General features: G+C 64.0%; 17 protein-coding genes, 1 tRNA gene and 2 pseudogenes. 12 read left to right on the top strand and 8 right to left on the bottom strand.

Annotated elements, in window-relative coordinates; translation table 11 throughout:
• Positions 1-7 precede the first annotated feature (7 nt).
• From ACI6S0_RS05370 to ACI6S0_RS05350, 5 genes are all read right to left on the bottom strand, one after another.
• On the bottom strand, positions 8-2,416 hold the full coding sequence (locus ACI6S0_RS05370; protein ID WP_434405227.1) for a TonB-dependent siderophore receptor: 2,409 nt from the start codon (positions 2,414-2,416) through the stop codon (positions 8-10).
• Positions 2,417-2,534: 118 nt separating this feature from the next.
• A complete protein-coding gene (locus ACI6S0_RS05365; RefSeq protein WP_434405226.1) occupies positions 2,535-3,533 on the bottom strand; it encodes a FecR family protein in 999 nt (332 codons plus the stop codon).
• 86 nt (positions 3,534-3,619) lie between these two features.
• Complete coding sequence (locus ACI6S0_RS05360; RefSeq protein WP_434405225.1) at positions 3,620-4,135, bottom strand: RNA polymerase sigma factor; 516 nt, start codon at positions 4,133-4,135, stop codon at positions 3,620-3,622.
• 132 nt (positions 4,136-4,267) lie between these two features.
• Entirely contained in the window at positions 4,268-4,597 is a 330-nt protein-coding gene (locus ACI6S0_RS05355; protein ID WP_434405224.1) for a DUF2322 family protein, read from the bottom strand.
• Between the two features lie 114 nt (positions 4,598-4,711).
• On the bottom strand, positions 4,712-5,848 hold the full coding sequence (locus ACI6S0_RS05350) for a tetratricopeptide repeat protein (RefSeq protein WP_434405223.1): 1,137 nt from the start codon (positions 5,846-5,848) through the stop codon (positions 4,712-4,714).
• 498 nt (positions 5,849-6,346) lie between these two features.
• Here ACI6S0_RS05350 and ACI6S0_RS05345 point away from each other — a divergent pair, with 498 nt between their 5' ends.
• Positions 6,347-6,754, top strand: coding sequence for a hypothetical protein (locus tag ACI6S0_RS05345; protein ID WP_180275843.1), 408 nt, complete (start codon positions 6,347-6,349; stop codon positions 6,752-6,754).
• Positions 6,741-7,478 carry a TorF family putative porin gene (locus ACI6S0_RS05340; protein WP_434405222.1) on the top strand — a complete coding sequence of 246 codons (738 nt, stop codon included), beginning with the start codon at positions 6,741-6,743 and terminating at the stop codon, positions 7,476-7,478. The genes ACI6S0_RS05345 and ACI6S0_RS05340 overlap by 14 nt, the downstream gene beginning before the upstream one ends.
• On the opposite strand, the gene ACI6S0_RS05335 is transcribed toward ACI6S0_RS05340, so the two are convergent.
• On the bottom strand, positions 7,467-9,479 hold the full coding sequence (locus tag ACI6S0_RS05335) for a putative bifunctional diguanylate cyclase/phosphodiesterase (protein ID WP_333702141.1): 2,013 nt from the start codon (positions 9,477-9,479) through the stop codon (positions 7,467-7,469). The two genes, ACI6S0_RS05340 and ACI6S0_RS05335, sit on opposite strands and share 12 nt — an antisense overlap.
• Positions 9,480-9,600: 121 nt before the next feature.
• On the opposite strand from ACI6S0_RS05335, the gene moaA reads away from it, so the two are divergent.
• The 3 genes from moaA (at position 9,601) to ACI6S0_RS05320 (ending at position 11,538) form a co-directional block, all read left to right on the top strand.
• Positions 9,601-10,614 (top strand): GTP 3',8-cyclase MoaA, encoded by a 1,014-nt coding sequence (moaA, locus tag ACI6S0_RS05330; protein ID WP_434405221.1) that lies wholly within the window; start codon positions 9,601-9,603, stop codon positions 10,612-10,614.
• Entirely contained in the window at positions 10,611-11,387 is a 777-nt protein-coding gene (locus ACI6S0_RS05325) for an NAD kinase (protein WP_434405220.1), read from the top strand. Before moaA ends, ACI6S0_RS05325 begins: the two co-directional genes overlap by 4 nt.
• A 76-nt stretch (positions 11,388-11,463) precedes the next feature.
• A tRNA-Asn gene (locus tag ACI6S0_RS05320) sits at positions 11,464-11,538 on the top strand.
• Positions 11,539-11,695: 157 nt separating this feature from the next.
• Here the strand turns inward: ACI6S0_RS05320 and ACI6S0_RS05315 are convergent.
• Positions 11,696-12,004: pseudogene (locus ACI6S0_RS05315) on the bottom strand (SPOR domain-containing protein); the annotation flags it as partial.
• A 222-nt stretch (positions 12,005-12,226) separates the two neighbouring features.
• A pseudogene (locus ACI6S0_RS05310) lies at positions 12,227-12,488 on the bottom strand (IS701 family transposase); the annotation flags it as partial.
• Between the two features lie 456 nt (positions 12,489-12,944).
• Between ACI6S0_RS05310 and ACI6S0_RS05305 the strand changes: the two are divergent.
• From ACI6S0_RS05305 to ACI6S0_RS05275, 7 genes are all read left to right on the top strand, one after another.
• Positions 12,945-14,510 carry a PepSY-associated TM helix domain-containing protein gene (locus ACI6S0_RS05305; protein WP_434405219.1) on the top strand — a complete coding sequence of 522 codons (1,566 nt, stop codon included), beginning with the start codon at positions 12,945-12,947 and terminating at the stop codon, positions 14,508-14,510.
• Positions 14,507-14,797 (top strand): DUF3325 domain-containing protein, encoded by a 291-nt coding sequence (locus tag ACI6S0_RS05300; protein ID WP_099234196.1) that lies wholly within the window; start codon positions 14,507-14,509, stop codon positions 14,795-14,797. Before ACI6S0_RS05305 ends, ACI6S0_RS05300 begins: the two co-directional genes overlap by 4 nt.
• Positions 14,794-15,087 (top strand): hypothetical protein, encoded by a 294-nt coding sequence (locus ACI6S0_RS05295; protein ID WP_099234197.1) that lies wholly within the window; start codon positions 14,794-14,796, stop codon positions 15,085-15,087. Before ACI6S0_RS05300 ends, ACI6S0_RS05295 begins: the two co-directional genes overlap by 4 nt.
• A gap of 2 nt (positions 15,088-15,089) precedes the next feature.
• On the top strand, positions 15,090-15,851 hold the full coding sequence (locus ACI6S0_RS05290; RefSeq protein WP_434405218.1) for an energy transducer TonB family protein: 762 nt from the start codon (positions 15,090-15,092) through the stop codon (positions 15,849-15,851).
• On the top strand, positions 15,848-17,902 hold the full coding sequence (locus ACI6S0_RS05285) for a TonB-dependent receptor plug domain-containing protein (protein ID WP_434405217.1): 2,055 nt from the start codon (positions 15,848-15,850) through the stop codon (positions 17,900-17,902). The genes ACI6S0_RS05290 and ACI6S0_RS05285 overlap by 4 nt, the downstream gene beginning before the upstream one ends.
• 56 nt (positions 17,903-17,958) lie before the next feature.
• The gene (locus ACI6S0_RS05280; protein ID WP_004207509.1) at positions 17,959-18,261 is read left to right on the top strand and encodes a hypothetical protein; all 303 of its coding nucleotides are present in this window, start codon (positions 17,959-17,961) and stop codon (positions 18,259-18,261) included.
• Positions 18,262-18,418: 157 nt separating this feature from the next.
• Positions 18,419-20,560, top strand: a complete 2,142-nt coding sequence (locus tag ACI6S0_RS05275) for a TonB-dependent receptor (RefSeq protein WP_434405216.1) — start codon at positions 18,419-18,421, stop codon at positions 20,558-20,560.
• Positions 20,561-20,570: the final 10 nt, after the last annotated feature.

Here is a 20,570-nt window from a genome sequence, read left to right as displayed (position 1 = left end):
AGCGCTATTAGTATTTCGCGCGGAGGGTGACGGCGAACTTGCGAGGGTCGCCGTAAAGGTTCTGTCCGGCTCCGGTCAGGGTAGCATAATATGTCGTGTCGAAGATGTTATCCAGCAAGGCAGTCAGTTCCAAGTGCTCAGTCAGCCTGTAGCCGATCGTCGCGGAAGCCACTGCCCAGCTACCCTGCCGAAACACGCTGTCGGCGACGTAGACGCTGCTTTCACCGCGCAGCCCGCCGCCCAGGCTCAGGCCGTCCAATGCGCCCTTTTCGAAGCGATAGAGGCCCCACAGCTTGTAGGAGTGGCGCGGGGTAATTGAAGGCTGAAAGCGCTCGCCTGCATCAGCGCCGTTCAGGTTCTTCGAATCGTTAAAGGCATAGCTGGCGCTAATGTTCAGACCTTCGACTGGACTGCCGCTGATCTCCGCATCGATACCGCGCGTGCGCACCAGCCCGGCATTCTTGTAGCAGGTGGTCGAGGTCGGGCAGTTGACGTTGTCGGTATCGATCATCGCACGGCCGGTGTCACGGATCTGGAATGCTGCCAGCGCGAGATTAAGCCGATCATTGAGCAACGAGGATTTCACGCCTGCTTCCATCTGCCAGCCTTGACGCGGCTTCAGATAATTTCCCGCATAATCCTGCGTGAAGTTGACATTGTAAATTTCCGCATAGCTCGCATAAAGCGAGAGCGACTTGCGAATATCCCAGACGAGGCCACCATAGGAGGTGAACCGGTTCTTCTCCTTCAGGTCGTCATAGCTATAGTCCGCCATATTGCCGCCGACGATCGTGGTCAGGCTGTCGGCCAGTTTGATATGCGCGGCCCCGTACAGAAGCGACTGGCGGGAGCGAGCGTAGGTGAGGTTTCCCGACAACGGCGTGACGGTGAAATCGTGATCGTTCAGCACGTCCACATCGCTGTAGAATGTGGTGCCCGCACCATAATCAATGCCCATTTTTGCGGTGTTTAGCTGCCAGCCAAGCGTCAGCTTATGCTCCTGACCAAGAAGATGGACAGGGCCGTTAACACGCAAATCCAACCCCTTCATCGTCTGATCGAAAAGACGGTGGAGAACGCCCACGCGTGCAAGGTTCGTTTCCTCAGCGATCGTGCCGGATACGAAAAGATATTTCTGATCAGAAGTCTGCTCGATCCGATGGGCAACGGCTTTCGCTTCCCACCCGTTGTCAAAGTGATGGGTCAGGTCGACCCCATATTCGACTTCCTCATCGCTGGACGGAGCATTCGTGCCGATGAAAGACGAACGGCCGCCTATGGGGGTGCCATCGGCATATTGCGCACTGCCCCAGAACCTCTGGATGTATTTGCGATATTCGCGCTTCGCATAGGTCCCCAGCGTTGTCGAAGGCGCGAAGTCATATTCGACTATGCCATAAAGCGACTGATGCTGATCGGTGACGACATCGACGAAACTGTCACCACCCTGAACCGCCACGACCGCCCGTGCGCGCAGGGATCCGCCCTCGTTGACAGGGCCGGTGACGTCCATCGTACCACGATAATTGTTCCATGAACCGGCCCGAGCGCTAAGAGCGATGGCGGCATGATCGAGCGGCCGCTTGCGCACATAATTGACGGTGCCGCCCGGTGTCCCGATGCCCGTTAACAGACCGGAGGGGCCGCGCAGAACCTCGACCCGGTCGAACAGCTCAAGGTCGTTCACCGCGAAGTTATCGGTCAGTCGCTGCTGGGAGATGCCTTCCACCTGGATATTGGCCTCGTCACCGCGCATCCACGGGCGGTTCTCGTCCCTCTCGGCAAGGATGACACCCGGTGCGAACTGCAGTGCTTCTGCGAGCGAGGTCATCTGCTGATCGTCCATCTGCTGGCGGCCGACCACTGATACGGATTGCGGGATTTCTCGCAGGGTCTGCGCCGACTTGCCGAGGGTAACACCCAGCGCGGCGTAAGTATCGACGCCTTCGGTTGCCATGACATCGCTGCTGCCGCCGGATGAGGTGATAGTGCCATTGCCGCCGCTCGTCGCGCCTTCGACGCGCACCGGACCCAGCGAGATGGCGCCATCGGCTGACTTGGGTGCGCGCTCCAGCGTGTAGCGATTGCCGCCGCTGTGCCGGAACGTCAGGCCCGAGCCCGCCAGAATGCGGGACAGTGCCTCTGCCGTGCCGAAGCTGCCCGACAGGCCGGGGCTGGAAAGCCCGTCAGTCAGGCTGCCGTTATAGACGATGTCCGCGCCGCTCTGGTCCGCGAAGCGATTGAGCACGCCCGCCAGCGAACCAGCGGGGATGGAATAAGTCTTGTTGGCCTGCGCATGCGCCGCCATTGGGGCCACCGCTGCGCACAGAGCCAACCCGCTGGCCCCCAGCATCGTCATCGCCAGAACCCTGCGCCCCTGCCGCAAGGCAGATGCTGCGAAATTCACGTCCTTCACCTGGATATTCCCCCAATCGAAAAATCAGCAGGCGCCATGCAAATGCGACGCGCCCTCAATAAGAGAGACGCCGCACTTCGCCGAACCGGGATGCGGAAAGACGGAATTTTTCCGATTTTTATTTATGTAGGAAAATCATCCTGTTGGTGAGGCGTGTAGAGTGCACGCCCAGCGCGGTTTCAAGCTGTCCGAGCGCCGCGACGGGATCGGTGGTCCTGAAATTGCCGCTGACAGGAATGGTAGCAACGCTATCGCTCACATGGATGTATCCCGCATGATAGCGGCTCAGTTCCGCCGCAACCTCGGCCAGCGGGCGGTTGACGGCGATCAGACGGCCACGGGTCCATGCTTCTGCATCCGCGATCTCGATATTACCGGGCTTCGAAAGACCATGCCTGCTGTCGAACGCGACGCTTTCGCCTTCGCCGACCACGCCTTGGTGTTTGCCAAAGGATACCAATACCCGGTGTTCGGTAACGGTGACAGTCGCGCCATCGCTGTCGTTGCGCACGATGAACCGCGTGCCCAGCGCGCGGGCAGTGCCGCCATGGGCCTCGACCGTGAAGGGGCGTTGCGGGTCGGCCTTCACTTGGAAAGAAGCCTCGCCCTTGAGAAGTTCGATATGACGGCCCGATGAGGAATAGTCGTAAGCGATCGCGCTGTCGGTGTTGAGGTGCACCGACGATCCGTCAGGAAGCGAGACAAGCTTCTGCTCCCCCACGCTTGTCATGGCATCTGCCCGAAAGCGCATGGACAGATCCGTGGCCACCAGCACGGCCGCCACTGCGGCGCAGGCTGCGGCAGCACTGGTTATCTTGCGGCGATGGGCAGGCTCGGCCAACCAAGGCCTGCGACGTGGGCGGCGCCGTGCCGGCAGGGCTTGCACCTCTGCCGCGCTCCGCGGTGCGGGCCGCATACCAGGCGTTTCTTCTATATCGTCAAGCGCAGCCCAAAGGTGGTTGGCACGGTCATATGCCTCCTGATGCAGCGGATCGACTGCCAGCCAGAGCGATAGTTCCGCTTGCATCTTGGGCGTCAGCAATCCGGCATCGGCGTCAGCCACCCAGCGGGCAGCTTCATCGCTGATGTCTCGGGATATGGCACGCCTGTCGATCAACTGCTTCTTTCCTTCGGCTGTATCAGCGCAGCCGCGCACATAGAGTTAGACGATGGCCCAACCGGAACCGGGATGCGAGCAGGAACTTATTTGTCCGTTTTCTGCTCCAGTCTTTCCAGGCAATGCTGGAGAGCGATCCGAACATGCTTGGCGACCATGTTGGTGGAAATGCCCAGCCGGTCGGCGATTTCGGCAGGCGTAAGCCCGTCGATCTTGCGCATCACGAACACCTCACGGCAACGCGGTGGCAATTCTTCGACCGCCTGTGCCATTCGGCCCAGCAGGTCGCGGTTGATGGCTACAGCCTCGGCATCTGGCTCCGAGGATGCGACATCTTCTGGCAAGTCGCCGCTATCGAACAGCCGGCTCGCCCTCAGTGCCGAACGCCGCTGGTCCGAAGCCAGATTGAGAACCATGCGATAGAGGAAACCGCGCTTGTCCGTGATCGGCGGCTCGTCCTCGACCCGCTGGATCCGCAGCCATGCTGTCTGCGCAATATCTTCCGCCACGGTGCCGCTGCCGACAATCCGGCGCGCCAACCGGATGAGCGAAGAACGCTCAGCGATCAGAACTCGGGATAGGGCGACGGCATTGGTCGGCATAACGCTGCCCATAAGGATTTTGATAACGGCTCGCAAGAAGGGCATGCGAGTACCGTGAGCAGGGAAGCCAATGTCTGGTTTTCAGTATGGCAAGTTCGGTTCTGCCGACCAATTTGGGCGCAAAGCCGCCCCTCAGCCCTCAATCACGCCGATCGCCAGAGCCTCACCATCTTCCACGATCGCGATCAGCCGATCGACATTGGGGTGCGCGCCCGGCCGGTTGCGGGCGTCCGCCGTATGTTCGGCAAACACCGCCAGCCCATGCTCGGCCGCCGCCGCGTCGAGCGTACCAAACACCTTCTGCAAATAGGCATAGACCGCCAGCGATCCCTGCTTGCCCGGCTGGTTCTCGATGCTGGCGACGACCGTGCCGGTCGGATCCTTCAGGTCGATGCGGGCAATGCCGTCGATCGGCGGCAGCAGTTGGAGATTGTCCTTGAACGTCGCACCCGGTTGAATCATCGCTGGTTTCCCGCCTCGAATTTGGAATGAGCCTGTGCCCCTAGGGCCTGATCCCTTGCGGCGGAAGAGCCTTGCGCTTTTGCTCGGTCCGACACGCAGCCCTGAGCGCCCGCCTCACCCGCCCGCAGGCGGCATCGCGGCTTCCGATGCGGTCAGGTCCAGCACTTCGAAACCGGGCGCCGGCACCCGGCGCCGGATGAGCGATCCCACCCCGTTGGTATATTGATATCTGGGTGTTACCCGTTCGATCCGGTAGCTGCCCGGCACATCCGTCTCCCTCGCCTCCCCGCGTGCGGCATAACGCCGCCCCGTGACTTGGCGCAGGATCGCAGGCGCCCAGCCGGACGTGCGCGAACCGCGCAATATTTCCGCATCCTCGGTCCGTCCGTCGGGCCGGATCCAGAAACCGACATCGATCCACTGGATCGCTGCGATATCCGTGCTGCCGCCCGGCCGCACCGCTATGCCATTGAGATCCTGCGCCCGCCCGATATCGACGGCGTCTGTGCTGGCCGGATAGGGCGGCTGCCAGATCAGGATCGGCACCGCACCCTGCTCCGCGCCGATCGCCTCGGCCAGGCGGGTGATGGCCGCGTCATCCCCGTCGCGCACCGCGAGACGCAGCCGGAGCACGCGCAGGGCGGTACGATATCCCGGCTGCTGCGCGATCGGCCGCTGCTCCAGTTCGTCCAGCATCCTTGCCGCCTCGCGCCGCTCACCCTGCGCCGCCGCCAGCCAGGCCCGCTTCATCCCCGCCATGATCGCGGGATGGGCTCGCCCCTGCGCCAGCGCCTGATCCTCGATCCCGCGATAGGTCGCTGCCGCCTGTCGATAATTGCCCAGCTTGATCCACATGTCGCCCAATGCGGTGGAGGCCGCCAGCACCGCCACATCGTCCGCCGGCAGATTGTCGCGCAGCGTCTTCACCTGCCCCGCCACGGCCCGGCGATAGGCATTCTGGTCGCCCTCATGCAGCGCCACCGTCGCCATCGCTTCATAGATGGCCGCGACCGGCCGGGGCGCTTCGCTCCCCTTGTCCTTGTTGCGGCGGATCGCCGCCGCCAGCAGATACTTGGCCTTCAGATAGTCGCCATCGCGAAAGCGCTGCTCGGCCAGCGCGATCGTCGCCTGCGCATCGCGCAGTGGCGTGCAATCGCCATGCAAACATTTCGCCTGCTCCTCGACCAGCTTCTGGCCGGTGACGATGATCTCGGGCGATCCGGCCTGCAACAGCAGCAGAAGGGCAAGCATGATGATTTTCCTCCCGTTATCCCCGCATCATAGTGTCGAATCATCATGGGCCTGCCAATCCCCATGCCAGTTCCCTATGGAGCGCCGCGGCTTTCCTATTTGGATTTTCCCTGCTCTATCCTGTCGGATGAAACAGCACACGCCCATCGCCTTGCCCGCATTACCGACCCGGTCCCGCCACCCCCGCAACACGCCAGATCATCGCCCATGATCGTCGCTTTGCTGTCGCCTCATTGTCGCTTCACTGTCGCGTCGCAGCTGCGTTACAGGCGCGCCACTGTCGCTTCGTCGGCGCGTGACTGTCGCCTTCTCGGGCAAAAACGCCCAAATGCGCACGGCATCGACACTATGTACTTTCAACTGTCGCGTCGGCGCCCTCCTCATCCGACCCTCATGTCGCCATTCATCATCAACCGGAAAAGAAGCAGCAACAGTAGAAACCTACATGCCTTCGTGACGACCGGGCAACAAAGCGCGGCGTCACAGCAGGAGAATGAAATGAGTTTGATCCTTATGGCGCTTGCCGCCGCCGCGACCCACAATGTGTCGGTCGAGCATCATGGCAACCAGATCGGCGCCACCTACACCGCCCGTGCCGACATCCGCACAAAGACCATCGGCGCCAAGACGCCCAACCGCATGGACAATCAGCGCTGCCAGTGGACCGCGACGATCGTCGTCGACCGCAAGCTGGACCATGGCCCGGCGCTCGCCCGCACCGTGTCGAGCGACAAGCGCTTTTCGGGTAGCGAGGCTGGCGCCTGCACGACCGGCCGTCAGTCGGGCGAACGCAACATGGCCCAGTATCAGGACAAGATCGAAGCGCACCTGATCGCCGTGGCGGAAGCCGATCGCGCGCCGCTGCTGGCCGAACTGGACTCGGTGCGCGCTCTTGCGTCGAACTGATCGGACCATCGGCCTGGCATGGCTGGGCGGGCTCGGCCTCGCCCTCCATGCCGTACCGGCCGCCGCCCAATATGCCAGCGGCCCCAGCGCCACGGTCGAGGTCGCCAGTGACGAGCGTCGCCGCGGCCTGAGCTGGAGCGACGGCGATCCGGTGCTGCGCGGTAGCGTCTCCGTGCCGGTTGCACAGGGCCTGTCGCTGGATGGCGCCGCCACCAGCCTCTGGGGCAGCGGTCGCCATGGCGGCGCCGACGCCGTGATCGACCTTGGCCCTTCCTATGTCCACCAACTGGGCGGCTGGCGGCTGTCGCTCGACGCGCGCTACCATCTCTTCCCCGGCGCCGATCATCAGGGCTATGGCGAATTTGGCGCCGGCGCCGGCTTCATGATCGGCCCGGCCAGCGTCGACCTCGGCGCCCAATATGCCCCGCGCCAGTCGGCGATCGGGGGCGACAATCTCTATCTGTCCTCCGCCGCCGCCTTCGCCATTCCGGGCACGCCACTCACCGCCTCGGCACGGGTCGGCCATAGTTCCGGGTCGGATCGCGATCCGCTCGCTTCGCGACGGCTGCGACCGGGCGGGGATTATTGGGATTATGGCGCGGGCATCGCCTGGTATCGCGGCCGCTGGTCGGCGGAACTGCGCTACAGCGACACCGACATCGCCAACCGCGACGCACGCCACGCCGGCTCGGCCCTCATCGGAAAGGTCGGCCTAACCCTGTAGCACCAGCGATATGAGTTCGGGCGAGGAGACGCCCGCCGAGCGCAGGAAGCCCTGATAATAATCACAGCCTTCCCGTGCCAGCAGGTCGAGCTGCTGCTCCGTCTCCACTCCTTCGGCGATGACGTTGAGGCCCAGCGACTTCGCCATATGGATCACCCCGCGCACGATGATCCGGTCACGCGCCGACCCGGCGATATCCTGGGCCAGGCTGGAATCGATCTTCAGATAATCGAGCGGCAAGCCCTTGAGGTAAGCCAGGCTCGAATAGCCGGTGCCGAAATCGTCGATCGCCACCGCCAGCCCTTCGGACCGCAACGCCGTCAGCAGCGCCGCCGCCGCGTCGACATCGTGGATCAGCCCACTTTCGGTAATCTCCACCGTCAGCCGCGACCGGGGAAAGCCACTGCGGTCCACCTGCCCCAGGAAATCGGCCATGAACCCCGGCTGCGAAATATCCGCCGCCGTGACGTTGATCGACAGGCGCAGATTGGACAGCGCGCTCGGCCAGGCCGCCGCCTGCCGCAGCGCCTCCGCCTGGATATGCGCCGACAGCGGCAGCATATAGTCGGACCGCTCCGCCGTGCCGAACAAGATGCCGGCCCCCAGCGGGCCATAGATCGGGTGGTTCCACCGCGCCAAAGCCTCGACCCCGCTGATGCGATGGTCATAGACCGGATATTGCGGCTGGAACACGATGCCGATCTCGCCCCGGTGCAGCGCCAGCCGCAGGTCGGTTTCCAGCTGGTCGGCGTCGAGCTGGCGGCTGCGCTTCTCGGCGGAAAAGATGCGAATGCCCTCGCCCCCGCCCTGCCGCGCATCGGCCAGTGCAGCCCCTGCCCGCCGCAGCAACTGGGTCGCATCATCCTCCGCCCGCGCCTGCGCGATACCGCATCGCGCAATCAAACGGATCAGATGGTCGCCCGCGCTGAACGGCCGGCTGATCGCCTCGATCAACTGCCGCGCCAGATAGGTCGCTCGCTCCGCCGCCGCCGGCTCGCCGGTCAGGCCGACCAGAAATTCCGTGCCGGCGATCCGCGCGACCATCGCATGGCCCGCCACGCTATCGACAATCTGTTCGATCCGCCGCGCGATCCGCCCCAGCAGTGCGTCACCCACCACCTGGCCATAGGCCGCATTCATGCGATCGAACTGGCTGATCGACAGCAGCACCACCGTCGTCGGCAGCCCCGACCGGCGATCCAGCCAGTCCAGTGCCGCCTGGCGTGAACGCAGCCCGGTCAGATTGTCGCGGCTCGCCACATCCTGGTCCTGCGCGTCGGACAGCCACTCCACATCCGCCGCCACCGTGCCATCGACGAAGCGCAGATGATGCACCAGCCGATTGCCCGGCCGCCCCGGCACGGCATGGGCGAATGCCGCCGGACGCCCCGACTGCATCATCCCCTCCAGCGCGTTCAACACCGCCTTGCGCTCATTACGCGCCAGCCGGTGGATCAAGGTCGATGGCGTCGGCTGCCACGCCTCTATCCCCAGATTGCGGGCCAGACTCTCGCTCAGCCGCAGCCCTGCGCCGTCGCGGTCCATCTCCCAGTAGAGCGCGTCGCCGCGGCGGATGCGCTGCGCCCGCTGGCTCTGCATCGCGCCGCCGCCCAGCCGCTCGACCAGTCGCTGCGCCGATGCCAGCGTTGCCTGCAACACGGGTTGCGTTACCGGTGCCACCAGAAAATGGGTCGCGCCGGCGTCGAACAATTGCGGCAGGGTCGCGACCGCCGCCGCATCGACCAGCACCACCAGCGCGCAGCCGCCCGCATCCACAGCTGGCACCAAAGGCGCGATCAGCTTGGCTGCCGTCCCGCCGCGCATGTCGACCAGCGCTATCTGGGCATCGCTGCGCAGGAAACGTTGCGGCGCATCGGTCGCACGCCGCGCACCAATCGCGCGCCAGCCCGCCTCCTGCGCGGCACGGCACAGGGGGTCGCGGTCGCCGGGCGACAGGATGAAGATGCTGCGCTGCCCGTCCGGGGCGGCCTGCCCGCTCACTCTTTTATCGACTCCCTGACAAGGCGCATGCCGCTCTTGTAACAGCAACCGGTTACCGACCTCTTCACCGCCCCGCAACCGGCCAGCTTGCGCCCGCCATGCCCATGGCCTAGCTAGGGACATGGCCATGGTCGATCCTGCCTCAACTTCCATGACCGACGGCCTTGGCCGCCGGATCGATTATCTGCGGATTTCCGTTACGGATCGATGCGACCTGCGCTGCCGCTACTGCATGGCCGAACGGATGCAGTTCCTGCCGAAAAACCAGGTTCTGACACTGGAGGAAATCGCACTTCTCGCCGATCTCTTCATTGCGCGCGGCGTCCGCCGCATCCGCCTGACCGGCGGCGAACCGCTGGTACGCCGCGACATCATCGACCTGATCCGTCGAATCGGTCGCCATCTGGATGCCGGCCTTCAGGAACTGACGCTGACCACCAACGGCACACGCCTGGCCGATCATGCAGAGGCGCTGCACGACGCTGGCGTCCGCCGCATCAATGTCAGCCTCGACAGCCTGCAGGCCGATCGCTTCGCCCATATCACCCGCGGCGGCGACCTGACGGCCGTGCTGCGCGGCCTGGATGCCGCGCGCGCGGCGGGGCTCGCGGTCAAGATCAACATGGTCGCGCTCAAGGATATCAATGCCGACGAGATCCTGCCGATGCTGCGCTGGTGCGACAGCCAGGGCTTCGACCTGACCCTGATCGAGACCATGCCGCTGGGCGAAACCGGCGAGGATCGCACCGACCATTATCTGCGGCTGTCGCATGTCGCGCAGGAGATTGACGCCCATCATGCCCTCACCCCGATCGCGGCGCGCACGGGTGGCCCGGCGCGCTATCATGATGTCGAGGGGCTGGGTATTCGGCTCGGCCTCATCACCCCGCTCACCCGCAATTTCTGCGCCGACTGCAATCGCATGCGCATGACCTGCGAGGGCAAGATCTACATGTGCCTGGGCCATGACGACCATGTCGATTTCAAGGCCGCGCTGCGCAGCGGCGGTCTCGCCGCGGTCGAGCCGCTGGTCGATCGCGCACTGCGGCGCAAGCCTGCCGCCCATGATTTCCGGATCGGCGCCGGCGCTCCGACTGCCGCGGTCCAGCGACATATGAGCGTCACCGGCGGATGAACAGCGAACCCCGGCGCGCCCTCGTCGCGTCCCCGACCCAGGCTGCACGGGCAGCGGAAGAGCGGTTGCGCGCCGCCTATGATTTCGTGCCACTGGACCAGGCGGACACGGTCGTCGCGCTGGGCGGCGACGGTTTCATGCTGCAGACACTGCACGCCATGCTGGAATCCCGCCGCATATTGCCGGTCTTCGGCATGAACCTCGGCACGGTCGGCTTCCTGATGAACGAATGGCGTCTGGAACGGCTGGAACAGCGACTGGAAAAGGCCAAGAGCTTCAAGGTCAACCCGCTGCGCATGGTGGTCGACACAGTCGATGGCGAGCGTTTCTCCATCCCCGCGATCAACGAAGTCTCGCTGCTGCGCGAAACCCGCCAGACCGCCAAGCTGGAAGTGCAGGTCAACGATCGCCCCGTGCTGCCCGAACTGGTGTGCGACGGCGTGCTGGTAGCCACCCCCGCCGGGTCCACCGCCTATAATCTTTCCGCCCATGGCCCAATCCTGCCGCTGGGGTCCGCCCTGGTCGCCCTGACCCCGATCAGCCCGTTCCGGCCGCGCCGCTGGCGTGGCGCCATCCTGCCGGAAAATACCGCGATTCGCTTTACCGTGCTCGATCCGGTCAAGCGTCCGGTCAGTGCCGTCGCCGACCAGCGCGAAGTCCGCGACGTCGCCCAGGTCGAGGTCAAGATCGACCGCGCCACCCCGCTGACTTTGTTGTTCGACCCCGAACATACGCTCGACGACCGGATCGCGGCCGAACAATTTATCGCGTAATTTTCTGCAATTTCACGCTTGCCATTTGGGACAAGCCGCTGCATATGCGCGGCCTGCCCGGCGCAAGCGGGGCTGCTCCCCGATAGCTCAGCGGTAGAGCATTCGACTGTTAATCGAATGGCCGTAGGTTCGAATCCTACTCGGGGAGCCACTATTTCAGCCCTTGGCAAGGCCGGGCTAGCTCCAGACAATCCGAAATTCAGCGCATCGCACGATTGCGACACTCGCAACGCGCAGATGCATTGCGGGCCGGAACCTTTCGGCCCGGCCCGCATGAAGTCACGGTCACGCCCGAAGGCGCCGTGCGATCAGCGCGATGCGAACTGGCGACCGCGCGTCGATGCCACGGCCCAGCGCTGCGGCGTCGCGTTCGGTGCGCCTTCCCGCACGAAGCACTGGCCGCGCTGTGCCTTGATCGACTGGCACAAAGTCTGTGCGTCCGCACGGCTGCCAAAGCCGCTGATCGCGATCCGGTGGAAGGTCCGGCCATTGACGGTCGCCTGGCTAGTCAGCACCGGGAAGGCAGCCGGGCGGTCATTCACCCGGGCCATCGACATCCACTTTTCCTTGGCGATCGGCGGCGAGCCATAGGCGCCCAGCTGAACGACCCAGGCGCTCAATTATGGCCTGACGCGCTGCCGGCAAGGTGAGTTGAGGAGGTGGGTCAAGGACTTTTTTCCTGTCCTGCCTGAACGAGCCTTCTGGACTGCAAGAAGGCGCAGGCCATTATCGACATCAAGGCATGGCGATGAAGTCCGGCGCATGAGGCACCTGTGGACGACCGTGGCCTGTCACTGGGAAGGTCAGTTGCATGCCCGCCTTGGACATGCACGCGCTATTGCTCGCCCAGCTTTGTGGCAGGAATAGCAGCAAGCTTAGCATCAGGGGAAGTTCGCTTGAGGCCGGTGTCACCGATGCCAGCGTCTGGCAATTGGGATTCTTACCCAACGCCGTAGCCTCGGTCGATGATCGGTCAGGCTCCATCGCCACCACCCAGTTCACAGCCAGGCGCCACAAGGTTGCGCCCAGCGGCGTCTCACCGACCGGCTCCGATGAAGTTATGAAGCGGTCATAAGTGATAGCATCCGCGCGGGCTGCCATGAGCTGGATGCTCCAAAGCCGACCCTGCCAATTGCTGATTTCATACCGCCATTATCAACAATTTTCCGGCGCTTCATTAGCATGTCTTGGCAGCGCCCTGCACAAGCCGAGAATTGCAATTTACGCTGTCCGGCCAGAGGGATGTCACATTTTGGATAACATCTATTCGGGCTGATCTGGCGGACTTTTCATGGCGTCCAAAAATCAAATGTCTTGTTTTGCAAATAAATCTCATTTGCGTTAACAGCACCCTCCCGACGCGGTGATGCATCCGGCCATACGCCAGCGAAAGGGGTGGGCATTTTGTGGGCAACGGGACGGTTTCCAATATTTCTTGACGGTTTTTTGGAGAACCGGCCCCGCCAAACGTCAACCAAACAGGGCAATGATGGGCATTAGCGAACAGCGGGACATGCACGAACACAGGTCATCAGAGGTCGCCGGAGGCAAGGCATCATGAAGGCATCGTTGCGCCAGACCATGTCGACGCTGCACACCTGGACCGGGCTGCTGCCCGGCTGGCTGCTGTTCGTCATCTTCCTGTTCGGCACGGTCGCCTTCTTCCAGCAGGAAATATCGCAATGGATGCGCCCCGAACTGACGCCCGCGCCGGTGAGCGCCAAGTCGATCGACGCAGCAGACGCAATCCTGCGCAAGGACGGTGCCGGCGCCGACAACTGGACCCTTTCCCTTCCCGGTGCGCGCGGCGGCGAAGGCTTCTCGATCAGTTGGACGCCGGCCGGCGGCGGCCGCTCAAGCCAGCAGGAACGGACGCTTGATGCGACCAGCGGCACCCTGACCAGCGTGCGCGATACGCGCGGCGGCTTCTTCCTCTATCGCATGCATTTCGACCTTCATTATATGCCGGTCATGTGGGCGCGCCTGCTCGTCAGCCTGGCCGCGCTCGCCATGCTGGTCGCGATCCTGAGCGGCGTCGTCACCCACAAGAAGATCTTCACCGACTTCTTCCTGCTACGTTTCGGCAAGGGCCAGCGCTCCTGGCTCGACGCGCATAATGTCACCGCCGTCCTTGCCCTGCCCTTCTATCTGATGATCACCTATACGGGCCTTGTCACCCTGCTCTTCACCCTGATGCCCTGGGCAATCAGCGCCAATTTTCCGTCGACCGACGCCTATTATGAGGCGGCCTTCCCGTCCGGGCCAAAGAGCGAACCGAGCGAGACGAAGGCCGACCTGCGCCCGATCCCCGAACTGCTGCAGCGTGCGCGTACGCTGCGGCCCGGTTTCGAGCCCAGCTATGTCAGCATCAGCCATCCCGGCAATGCAGCCGCGATCGTCCGCATCTGGCCCCGTACCGAAACGCTGGGTGGTCACCAGCCGATGCTCTACCTCGACGGCGCCACCGGCGAACCGCTGGCTGGCCCGCGCGAAGGCGGCGCGGCGACAGCGACCAAAGGGGTGATGGTCGACCTTCATGCCGGCCGCTATGCCAACCCGGCCTTGCGCTGGCTCTATTTCCTCTCCGGCGTGGGCGGCACGATCATGGTCGGCAGCGGGCTGGTGCTGTGGACGGTCAAGCGCCGCGCCAAGCTGCCCGATCCGGCCCGACCGCATTTCGGTTTCCGTCTGGTCGAACGGCTGAACATCGGCGTCATCGCCGGCGCATCGGCAGGGATCGCGGTCTATTTCCTCGCCAACCGGTTGCTTGATCCAGCCATGGCCGGACGCGCCGACTGGGAAGTCAACGCCCTGTTCATCGCCTGGGGCGCGATCTTTGTGTGGAGCCTGGGCCGGCCGGCACGGCGGGCCTGGGTCGAGACGCTGGCCGCCTGCGCCCTGCTCTATGCCGCCATTCCGCTGGTCAACGCCGCCACTACGCCCCGCGGCCTGCCTGCCAGTATGATGGCGGGTGACGCTATCTTCATCCTGTTCGACCTGATGATGATCCTGACCGCCGCCGGCTTCGCCTTTGCCGCCCACAAAGTGGCGACCCACCAGTCCAAGGCCAAGACGCGCCGGACGCGCCAGCCCAAGCAAGATTTTCAGGAGGTGCCGGCATGACCCATGTCGCAACAGCCCTGCTGTCGCTCGGCGGCTTTGCGCTGCTGTTTCTGGCGATGGCGCGTCACCAACAGGACTGGCTTCGCCACAAGCTGCCCGACGCGCAATCGCGCCGGTTGCGCCGGGGCGGCTTTGCGCTGCTGAGCATTGCCTTCCTGATCGCAGGCCTTGGCCTTGGCTGGGGTTATGGCAGCGTCGCCTGGTTCGGCTGGCTGAGCGCCGGCGCCGTCACGATCGTGACGCTCAACTGCAATCGCGAGCGCATCCTCGCTCGGGTGCGGCCATGATCGGGTTCAGTTCCGTCGCCCGTGCCCGACTGGCCAATGCCGGGCGGGTCACGGCCTGCACGCTGGGCGCCTATGGCCTGACCGCGCTCGTCACTGCGGCCCTTTCCCGTCTGCTCGTGCGCCTTGGCATGGACGCTGTGGAGGCGGTCACCGGCGTCACCCTTGCCAGCTTCGCCCTGTTCGCGGTGATTGCGATGAGCGCCTTCCATGCGCGCAGTCCTGCGCGGGCTTGGGTCATCATGATCCTCCTCGCCTTGCCGCCCACCCTGCTGCTCGCGCTTTCGGAATAGACATGGCTTCGCTGCCTCTCGCCCGTGCGCCACTGACCGATCGCACGCCTTCACGCATCGAACCGGGTTGGAGCTATAGCCGCTACAGCGACCAGGCGATGCCGCTTCGCACGCGCCTGGCGGGCATGGGCGGCGTCGGGGCGATCGGACTGGCCGTCCTGGCGGTGAGCCTTGTCACCTGGCGCACCTATGTCGCGCCGAAATCGACGCCGACGCTGAGTGTCTTTGCCGTTGCTCCGCCGGCTGCGCCGCCGGAACCGGCACGCGAAGTGTCGCCCGGTCCCGAACAGGTGCAGAAGGAAAAATTGCAGCCCACGCCCCAGCGACCAATGCTGGAACCGCCCAAGATCATCATTCCGAGCACCAATATACTGCCAGCCGTGGCGGTCAGGTCTGTTCCCGATCCCGGCCCCCCGACCAAGGAAAGCACCGCGCCGGAAAGCAGGCCAGCGCCACCGACACCACAGATATCGACCGGCAAGCCAGCCTGGGAAGGGCTGGTGCTGGGCGCGCTCAACAAGGTGAAACGTTATCCCCGCGATGCCCATTTCGCGCGGCAACAGGGTGTTCCCTATATCCGTTTCGTCATGGACCGGACCGGCAAGCTGTTGTCGGCACGGATCGAGCGTTCGTCCGGCGTGCGGTCGCTCGATCAGGAAGCGCTTGCCTTGCCCAAGCGCGCGCAGCCGCTGCCCAAACCGCCCGAGGATGTGAAGGGCGACAGCATCGAACTGGTCGTGCCGGTAGAGTTTTTCCTGCGATGATGTTGTTTCATGCGCTGATGGCCGGCCTTGCCATGACGGCGGGCGCGATGGCGAGCGAACAAGAAGGGGCGCAGAACAATAGTCCGCCGGCTCATCCGCCAATCGTCCCGACCGGCCCTGATCCGGTTTATCCGGCCGATTTCTACGCGCCCTTCCAGCCCCAGACCGCGCTCGACATGCTGGAGCGCACCCCCGGCTTCCTGCTGAGCGAGGGCAACAGCCTGCGCGGTTTTGGCGGCGCGGCCGGCAATGTGCTGATCGATGGCCAGCGACCGACGGTGAAGGCCGGCGGCATTACCGAGGTGCTGCGCCGGATCGGTGCCGCACGCGTCGAGCGGGTCGTGCTGCTGCGCGGGACCGACGCGGCCGAGGCACAGGGACAGACATTGGTGGCCAATGTCATCCTGCGCACCGATGGAGGCGGATCGGGCAATGCCTCGCTGAAGCTCAGCCATACCCGCGACGGCCGCATCGCGCCCTCTGCCCAGATCAGCCATGCACGCAAGATTGCCGGCTGGCAGAGCAATGTGGAACTGTCGGTCGAGCAGGTCCGCTATCCGATCGACGGCATCTACCATATCAGCGACGGCAATGGCATGCCGACCGAGACCCGGCATGAGCGCATCATCGGCAAGGCGCCGGAGATAGGGCTTGCGGCATCGACATCGGGCGCGCTGGCCGGCGGTACGCTGACGCTCAATCTGCGGCTCAATCGGGATGGCTATGAATCCGACCGGGCGATCATGATCATGCCGACCGACGGTGCAGCGATGATCGAGCGGACCATCGGCTATGACGAAAAGGGGCGCAGTGGCGAATTGGGGCTCGACTGGACCCGCAGCCTTGGCAAGGACTGGTCGGCAAAGCTGGTGGGGCTCGGCCGGGTCGAACGCCAGACCACCAACGAAGACTATGTCGAAGCTGGCTATCGCGGCGTTTCCGCGCTGGCGCAGAAGCCGTTGGAACTGGTCGGTCGTACGACGCTGACGCGGGGGGGCGACCATGTGCTCCGCCCCGAACTGGGGATGGAGATCGCCTATAACCGGCTCAACAGTGCCCTCGACTATGCGGAGGATAATGGCAGCGGCCTGACCCCGATCACCCTGGCAAATGCCAATAGCCGTGTATCCGAACTGCGGGGCGAGGCCTTCGCCAATGTCACGCTGCGCCTGGGCACGCGATGGACGCTGGAAAGCGGCATGGCGTTCGAACTGTCGCGTATTCGCGTTACGGGGGATGCCGCGAACGAGCAAAGCCTGTCCTACTGGAAACCGTCTGCCGCTCTGGTCTGGTCGCCGCGCGATACCAGCCAGTTGCGACTGGGCATCCGCCGCACCGTCGATCAGCTCGACTTCGGCGATTTTGCCGCATCGGTAAATCAGGCCGACGGCCGGCCACTTGGCGGCAATGCCCAGTTGCGCCCGGCCCGCGTCACTCGCGCGCTCGTCCGTGCCGATCATCGCTGGGGCAGGGGCGGCGCGCTGGCGGTCGAGGCTTATCATCAATGGCACCAGGGGATGCTCGGCTATCTCCTCCTCCCCACCGGCGACGAAGCGCTGGGGACGATCGGCAATGCCCGCCAATGGGGTATCAGCACCCAGGCGACCCTCCCGCTCGATGCCGCCCTGCGTGGCGCGCGGCTGACGCTCGACGGTACGCTACGGGGATCGCGCATGCGCGACCCTGTAACCGGAGACAACAGGAAGATGGATGATATCGCGCCACGCAGCCTGAGCGCCGAGTTTCGCCACGACGTGCCGAAACTGCGTTCATCCTGGGGGATCAGCTATACCGCCGCCGAACAGGGCGATGTCTTCTACACCGGCGAGCGACTGACCTGGCGCGACGATGCCGCATTCGATGCCTATATCGAAACCACGGCGCTCGCCGGTTTCAAGGCCACGCTGCGGGCCAGCGCTCTCAACGGTCAGGATTATCATCGGCTGCGCCGTTTCTACAGCCCGAGCCGGGCAGGCAGCTATAGCGGGCAGGAACAGCGCAACCAGTGGGAGGGTGCAGTCGTCTCGCTGACACTGGCACGTGCGCTGTGAACCGCTCTACCCTTCCCCTCCACCGCCGCACGCGGACCGAGCGCCGGGTGCTCGCAATGCTGCGAGGCGAGGAGCAGCGGATCGGTCTCGCGGCCATCGACAGCTTCGCCCGCCTGCGCAGGATCGCCACCGAATGCGGCCTGCGTATCCAGCCGCCCGGCACCCGCTATGTCAGTGACGACGAACTGGTCCTGCTCGCCTCGCTGGCGGATGCGCAACGTCTCAACTCTGCCCCCACAATACCCCTCGACGAACGACTGACCGCCGATACCCGCGCATGCGCGGAACTGCTGATCCGGAATAATCTGCGGCTATCGCCCCTGACCCTTTATAGCGGACGTGGAGCACGTCGAAGCTGACCACAGCCGATGATCGGCGCGCCCATCTCTGCCGCGCAAATCTATGAGCCATTCTCCCGCCAGATTGCCCGAACTCATTTGCGCAAATTGTCTACAACTTTAGTTGACAGTTAACGCTGAGCCCCGGCTGCGGCGGATCAAGATTGAGTGGGGAACAATGAAAAAAGGGATTTTCCTGGCCGCTGGTGGCAGCGCGATCATGGCCGCGACAATGGCCGGATCGGCCTGGGCCCAGGCGCCCGCAGAGGATGGCGACGCTGGTGGCGGCATCATCGTCACCGCCGAGCGACGCGCTACGGATCTTCAGAAGACCGCGATCGCGATCTCCGCCTTCACGCCCGAGACGCTGGAGCAGCGCAACATCACCAATGTGCGCGACCTGGCCGGCCAGGTGCCCAACCTGTTCGTGGCGCGGACGTCGATCAGCCATACCACCCAGACCTTCTCGCTGCGCGGCGTGGGCGAATCCGACCCGATCCAGGAACCGGTGCTCGCCATCTATGTCGACGACGTCTACATCCCCCGCCAGATCGCCTCGATGAGCGAATTTGTCGATCTGGAACGGATCGAGCTGCTGCGCGGGCCGCAGGGGACGCTCTATGGCCGCAATTCGTCGGCCGGTGCGCTGCGGATCATTACCCGCGCCCCCGACGAAACCACCCATGTCACCGCCGAACTGGGCTATGGCAGCTATAATGACGTACAGGGCCGAGCGCTGGTCAGCGGCAAGATCGCGGGCGACCTGTCGGGCAGCATCGCCTGGATTCATCGCACCCGTGACGGCGTCACCTATGACCCGACGCTGGGCCATGACGTCAACCGGATCGACCTCGACGCCTGGCGCGGCAAGCTGCGCTATACCGGCATCGCCAATCTCGACGCGCTGCTGACCGTCAATATCCTGCGCGACCGCAGCGATACGCGGTCCTATATTCCGGTCAACCAGCCCGGCAGATTCAGCCGCCGCCGATCCTATTCGGAGGTTGAGCCGGACCAGCATCTCAATTCGCGCAGCGCCTCGCTGCGGCTGGTCTATGACCTGTCGCCCAGCCTGTCGATCAAGTCGATCAGCGCCTATACCGGCTTCAACCTCAACCCCGTCAATTACGAGAATGACGGCGAGGCCGCACTGATCCAGAAGAACCTGATCCATTATAATGACCGGGCCTTCAGCCAGGAGGTGCAGCTGAACGGCGACTTTGGCGACCTCAGCTTCACCAGCGGCCTCTTCTACCTGCACGAACGTTTCTTCGTGGAGCGCGACGGCTTCAGCCGGACCGGCACCGCGGCGACCGCACCCATCAACCGGCTGCGCGCCCACAACATCACCTATACCGATGCCTATGCCGTGTTCGGCGAGGGCACCTGGAAGGCGAACGACATATTCAGCCTGACCGCCTGCCTGCGCGGCACCATCGAGAAGAAGCGCTTCGTCTTCGACAACAAGGTGATCGACGATGATCGCAATGTTGTGGCCCAGTCGATCGCCGGCGAGGCGGAAAAGACCTGGAAGGCGCTGACACCGAAATTGTCGGTGCAGGCGCAATGGACGCCCAATCTGCTCAATTACCTCACCTATTCGCGCGGGTTCAAATCGGGCGGGTTCGACAATCGCGCGACCCGGCTGGATCTCGCCACCCTGCCCTTCGATCCGGAAAAGGTCTCGACCTATGAAGGGGGCCTCAAGGCCACCCTGTTCGGCGGCGCGCTGCGCAGCAATCTCGCCATCTTCTACAATGACTACAAGGATCTCCAGGTCTCCTTCTACGACCCTGCCTATGTCGGATCACGCCGCGGCAATGCCGGCAAGGCGCATAGCTGGGGCGTCGAGCTGGAGAATGACCTGCGCCTGTCGGAGCGTTTCTCGCTTCAGGCATCGGCCGGTTATCTCAAGGCCATTTATGACGATTATAAGGGCGCGGGCGGCAATGGCGTGGATGCCGATGGCAATCCGCTGCTGAACGCGCCCAAATGGTCCCTGTCGGGCGGCGCCAATTATGCGCTGCCGCTGGGTGCGTCGGGCAGCACATTGCGGCTGTCGGCCAATGCCCAATATCAGAGCAGCTTCTATCAAAACGCCCTCGCCCGGCCGCAGGACGAAGTGCCGGGCCAGACCTTCGTCAACGGCTCGATCACCTGGATATTGCCGGACGACCGTTTCCAGTTCGCCATCCAGGGCAAGAATATCCTGGGCGCGAACAAACCGGTCAGTTCGACCTACATCCCCTCGACCGGGGTCTATTATAAAAATTATGCCGATCCCGCGACGGTGCTGCTGAGCGCCCGCTTCTCCTACTGACGCCCGCCCT

This window comes from Sphingobium sp. DN12 (assembly GCF_051058005.1).
GTDB lineage: Bacteria > Pseudomonadota > Alphaproteobacteria > Sphingomonadales > Sphingomonadaceae > Sphingobium > Sphingobium yanoikuyae.
The sequence above is the reverse complement of the archived record's forward strand: the minus strand, read 5'-3'. Positions and strand labels throughout refer to the sequence as shown.

Bases quoted from the DNA above. Each gene is read 5' to 3' on its own strand.
- moaA (WP_434405221.1), top strand. From the start codon at position 9,601: ATGGCCATGGTCGATCCTGCCTCAACTTCCATGACCGACGGCCTTGGC.
- ACI6S0_RS05275 (WP_434405216.1), top strand. From the start codon at position 18,419: ATGAAAAAAGGGATTTTCCTGGCCGCTGGTGGCAGCGCGATCATGGCC.
- ACI6S0_RS05295 (WP_099234197.1), top strand. From the start codon at position 14,794: ATGATCGGGTTCAGTTCCGTCGCCCGTGCCCGACTGGCCAATGCCGGG.
- ACI6S0_RS05285 (WP_434405217.1), top strand. From the start codon at position 15,848: ATGATGTTGTTTCATGCGCTGATGGCCGGCCTTGCCATGACGGCGGGC.
- ACI6S0_RS05360 (WP_434405225.1), bottom strand. From the start codon at position 4,135: ATGCCGACCAATGCCGTCGCCCTATCCCGAGTTCTGATCGCTGAGCGT.
- ACI6S0_RS05305 (WP_434405219.1), top strand. From the start codon at position 12,945: ATGAAGGCATCGTTGCGCCAGACCATGTCGACGCTGCACACCTGGACC.
- ACI6S0_RS05355 (WP_434405224.1), bottom strand. From the start codon at position 4,597: ATGATTCAACCGGGTGCGACGTTCAAGGACAATCTCCAACTGCTGCCG.
- ACI6S0_RS05280 (WP_004207509.1), top strand. From the start codon at position 17,959: ATGCTGCGAGGCGAGGAGCAGCGGATCGGTCTCGCGGCCATCGACAGC.
- ACI6S0_RS05350 (WP_434405223.1), bottom strand. From the start codon at position 5,848: ATGCTTGCCCTTCTGCTGCTGTTGCAGGCCGGATCGCCCGAGATCATC.
- ACI6S0_RS05325 (WP_434405220.1), top strand. From the start codon at position 10,611: ATGAACAGCGAACCCCGGCGCGCCCTCGTCGCGTCCCCGACCCAGGCT.
- ACI6S0_RS05300 (WP_099234196.1), top strand. From the start codon at position 14,507: ATGACCCATGTCGCAACAGCCCTGCTGTCGCTCGGCGGCTTTGCGCTG.
- ACI6S0_RS05345 (WP_180275843.1), top strand. From the start codon at position 6,347: ATGAGTTTGATCCTTATGGCGCTTGCCGCCGCCGCGACCCACAATGTG.
- ACI6S0_RS05290 (WP_434405218.1), top strand. From the start codon at position 15,090: ATGGCTTCGCTGCCTCTCGCCCGTGCGCCACTGACCGATCGCACGCCT.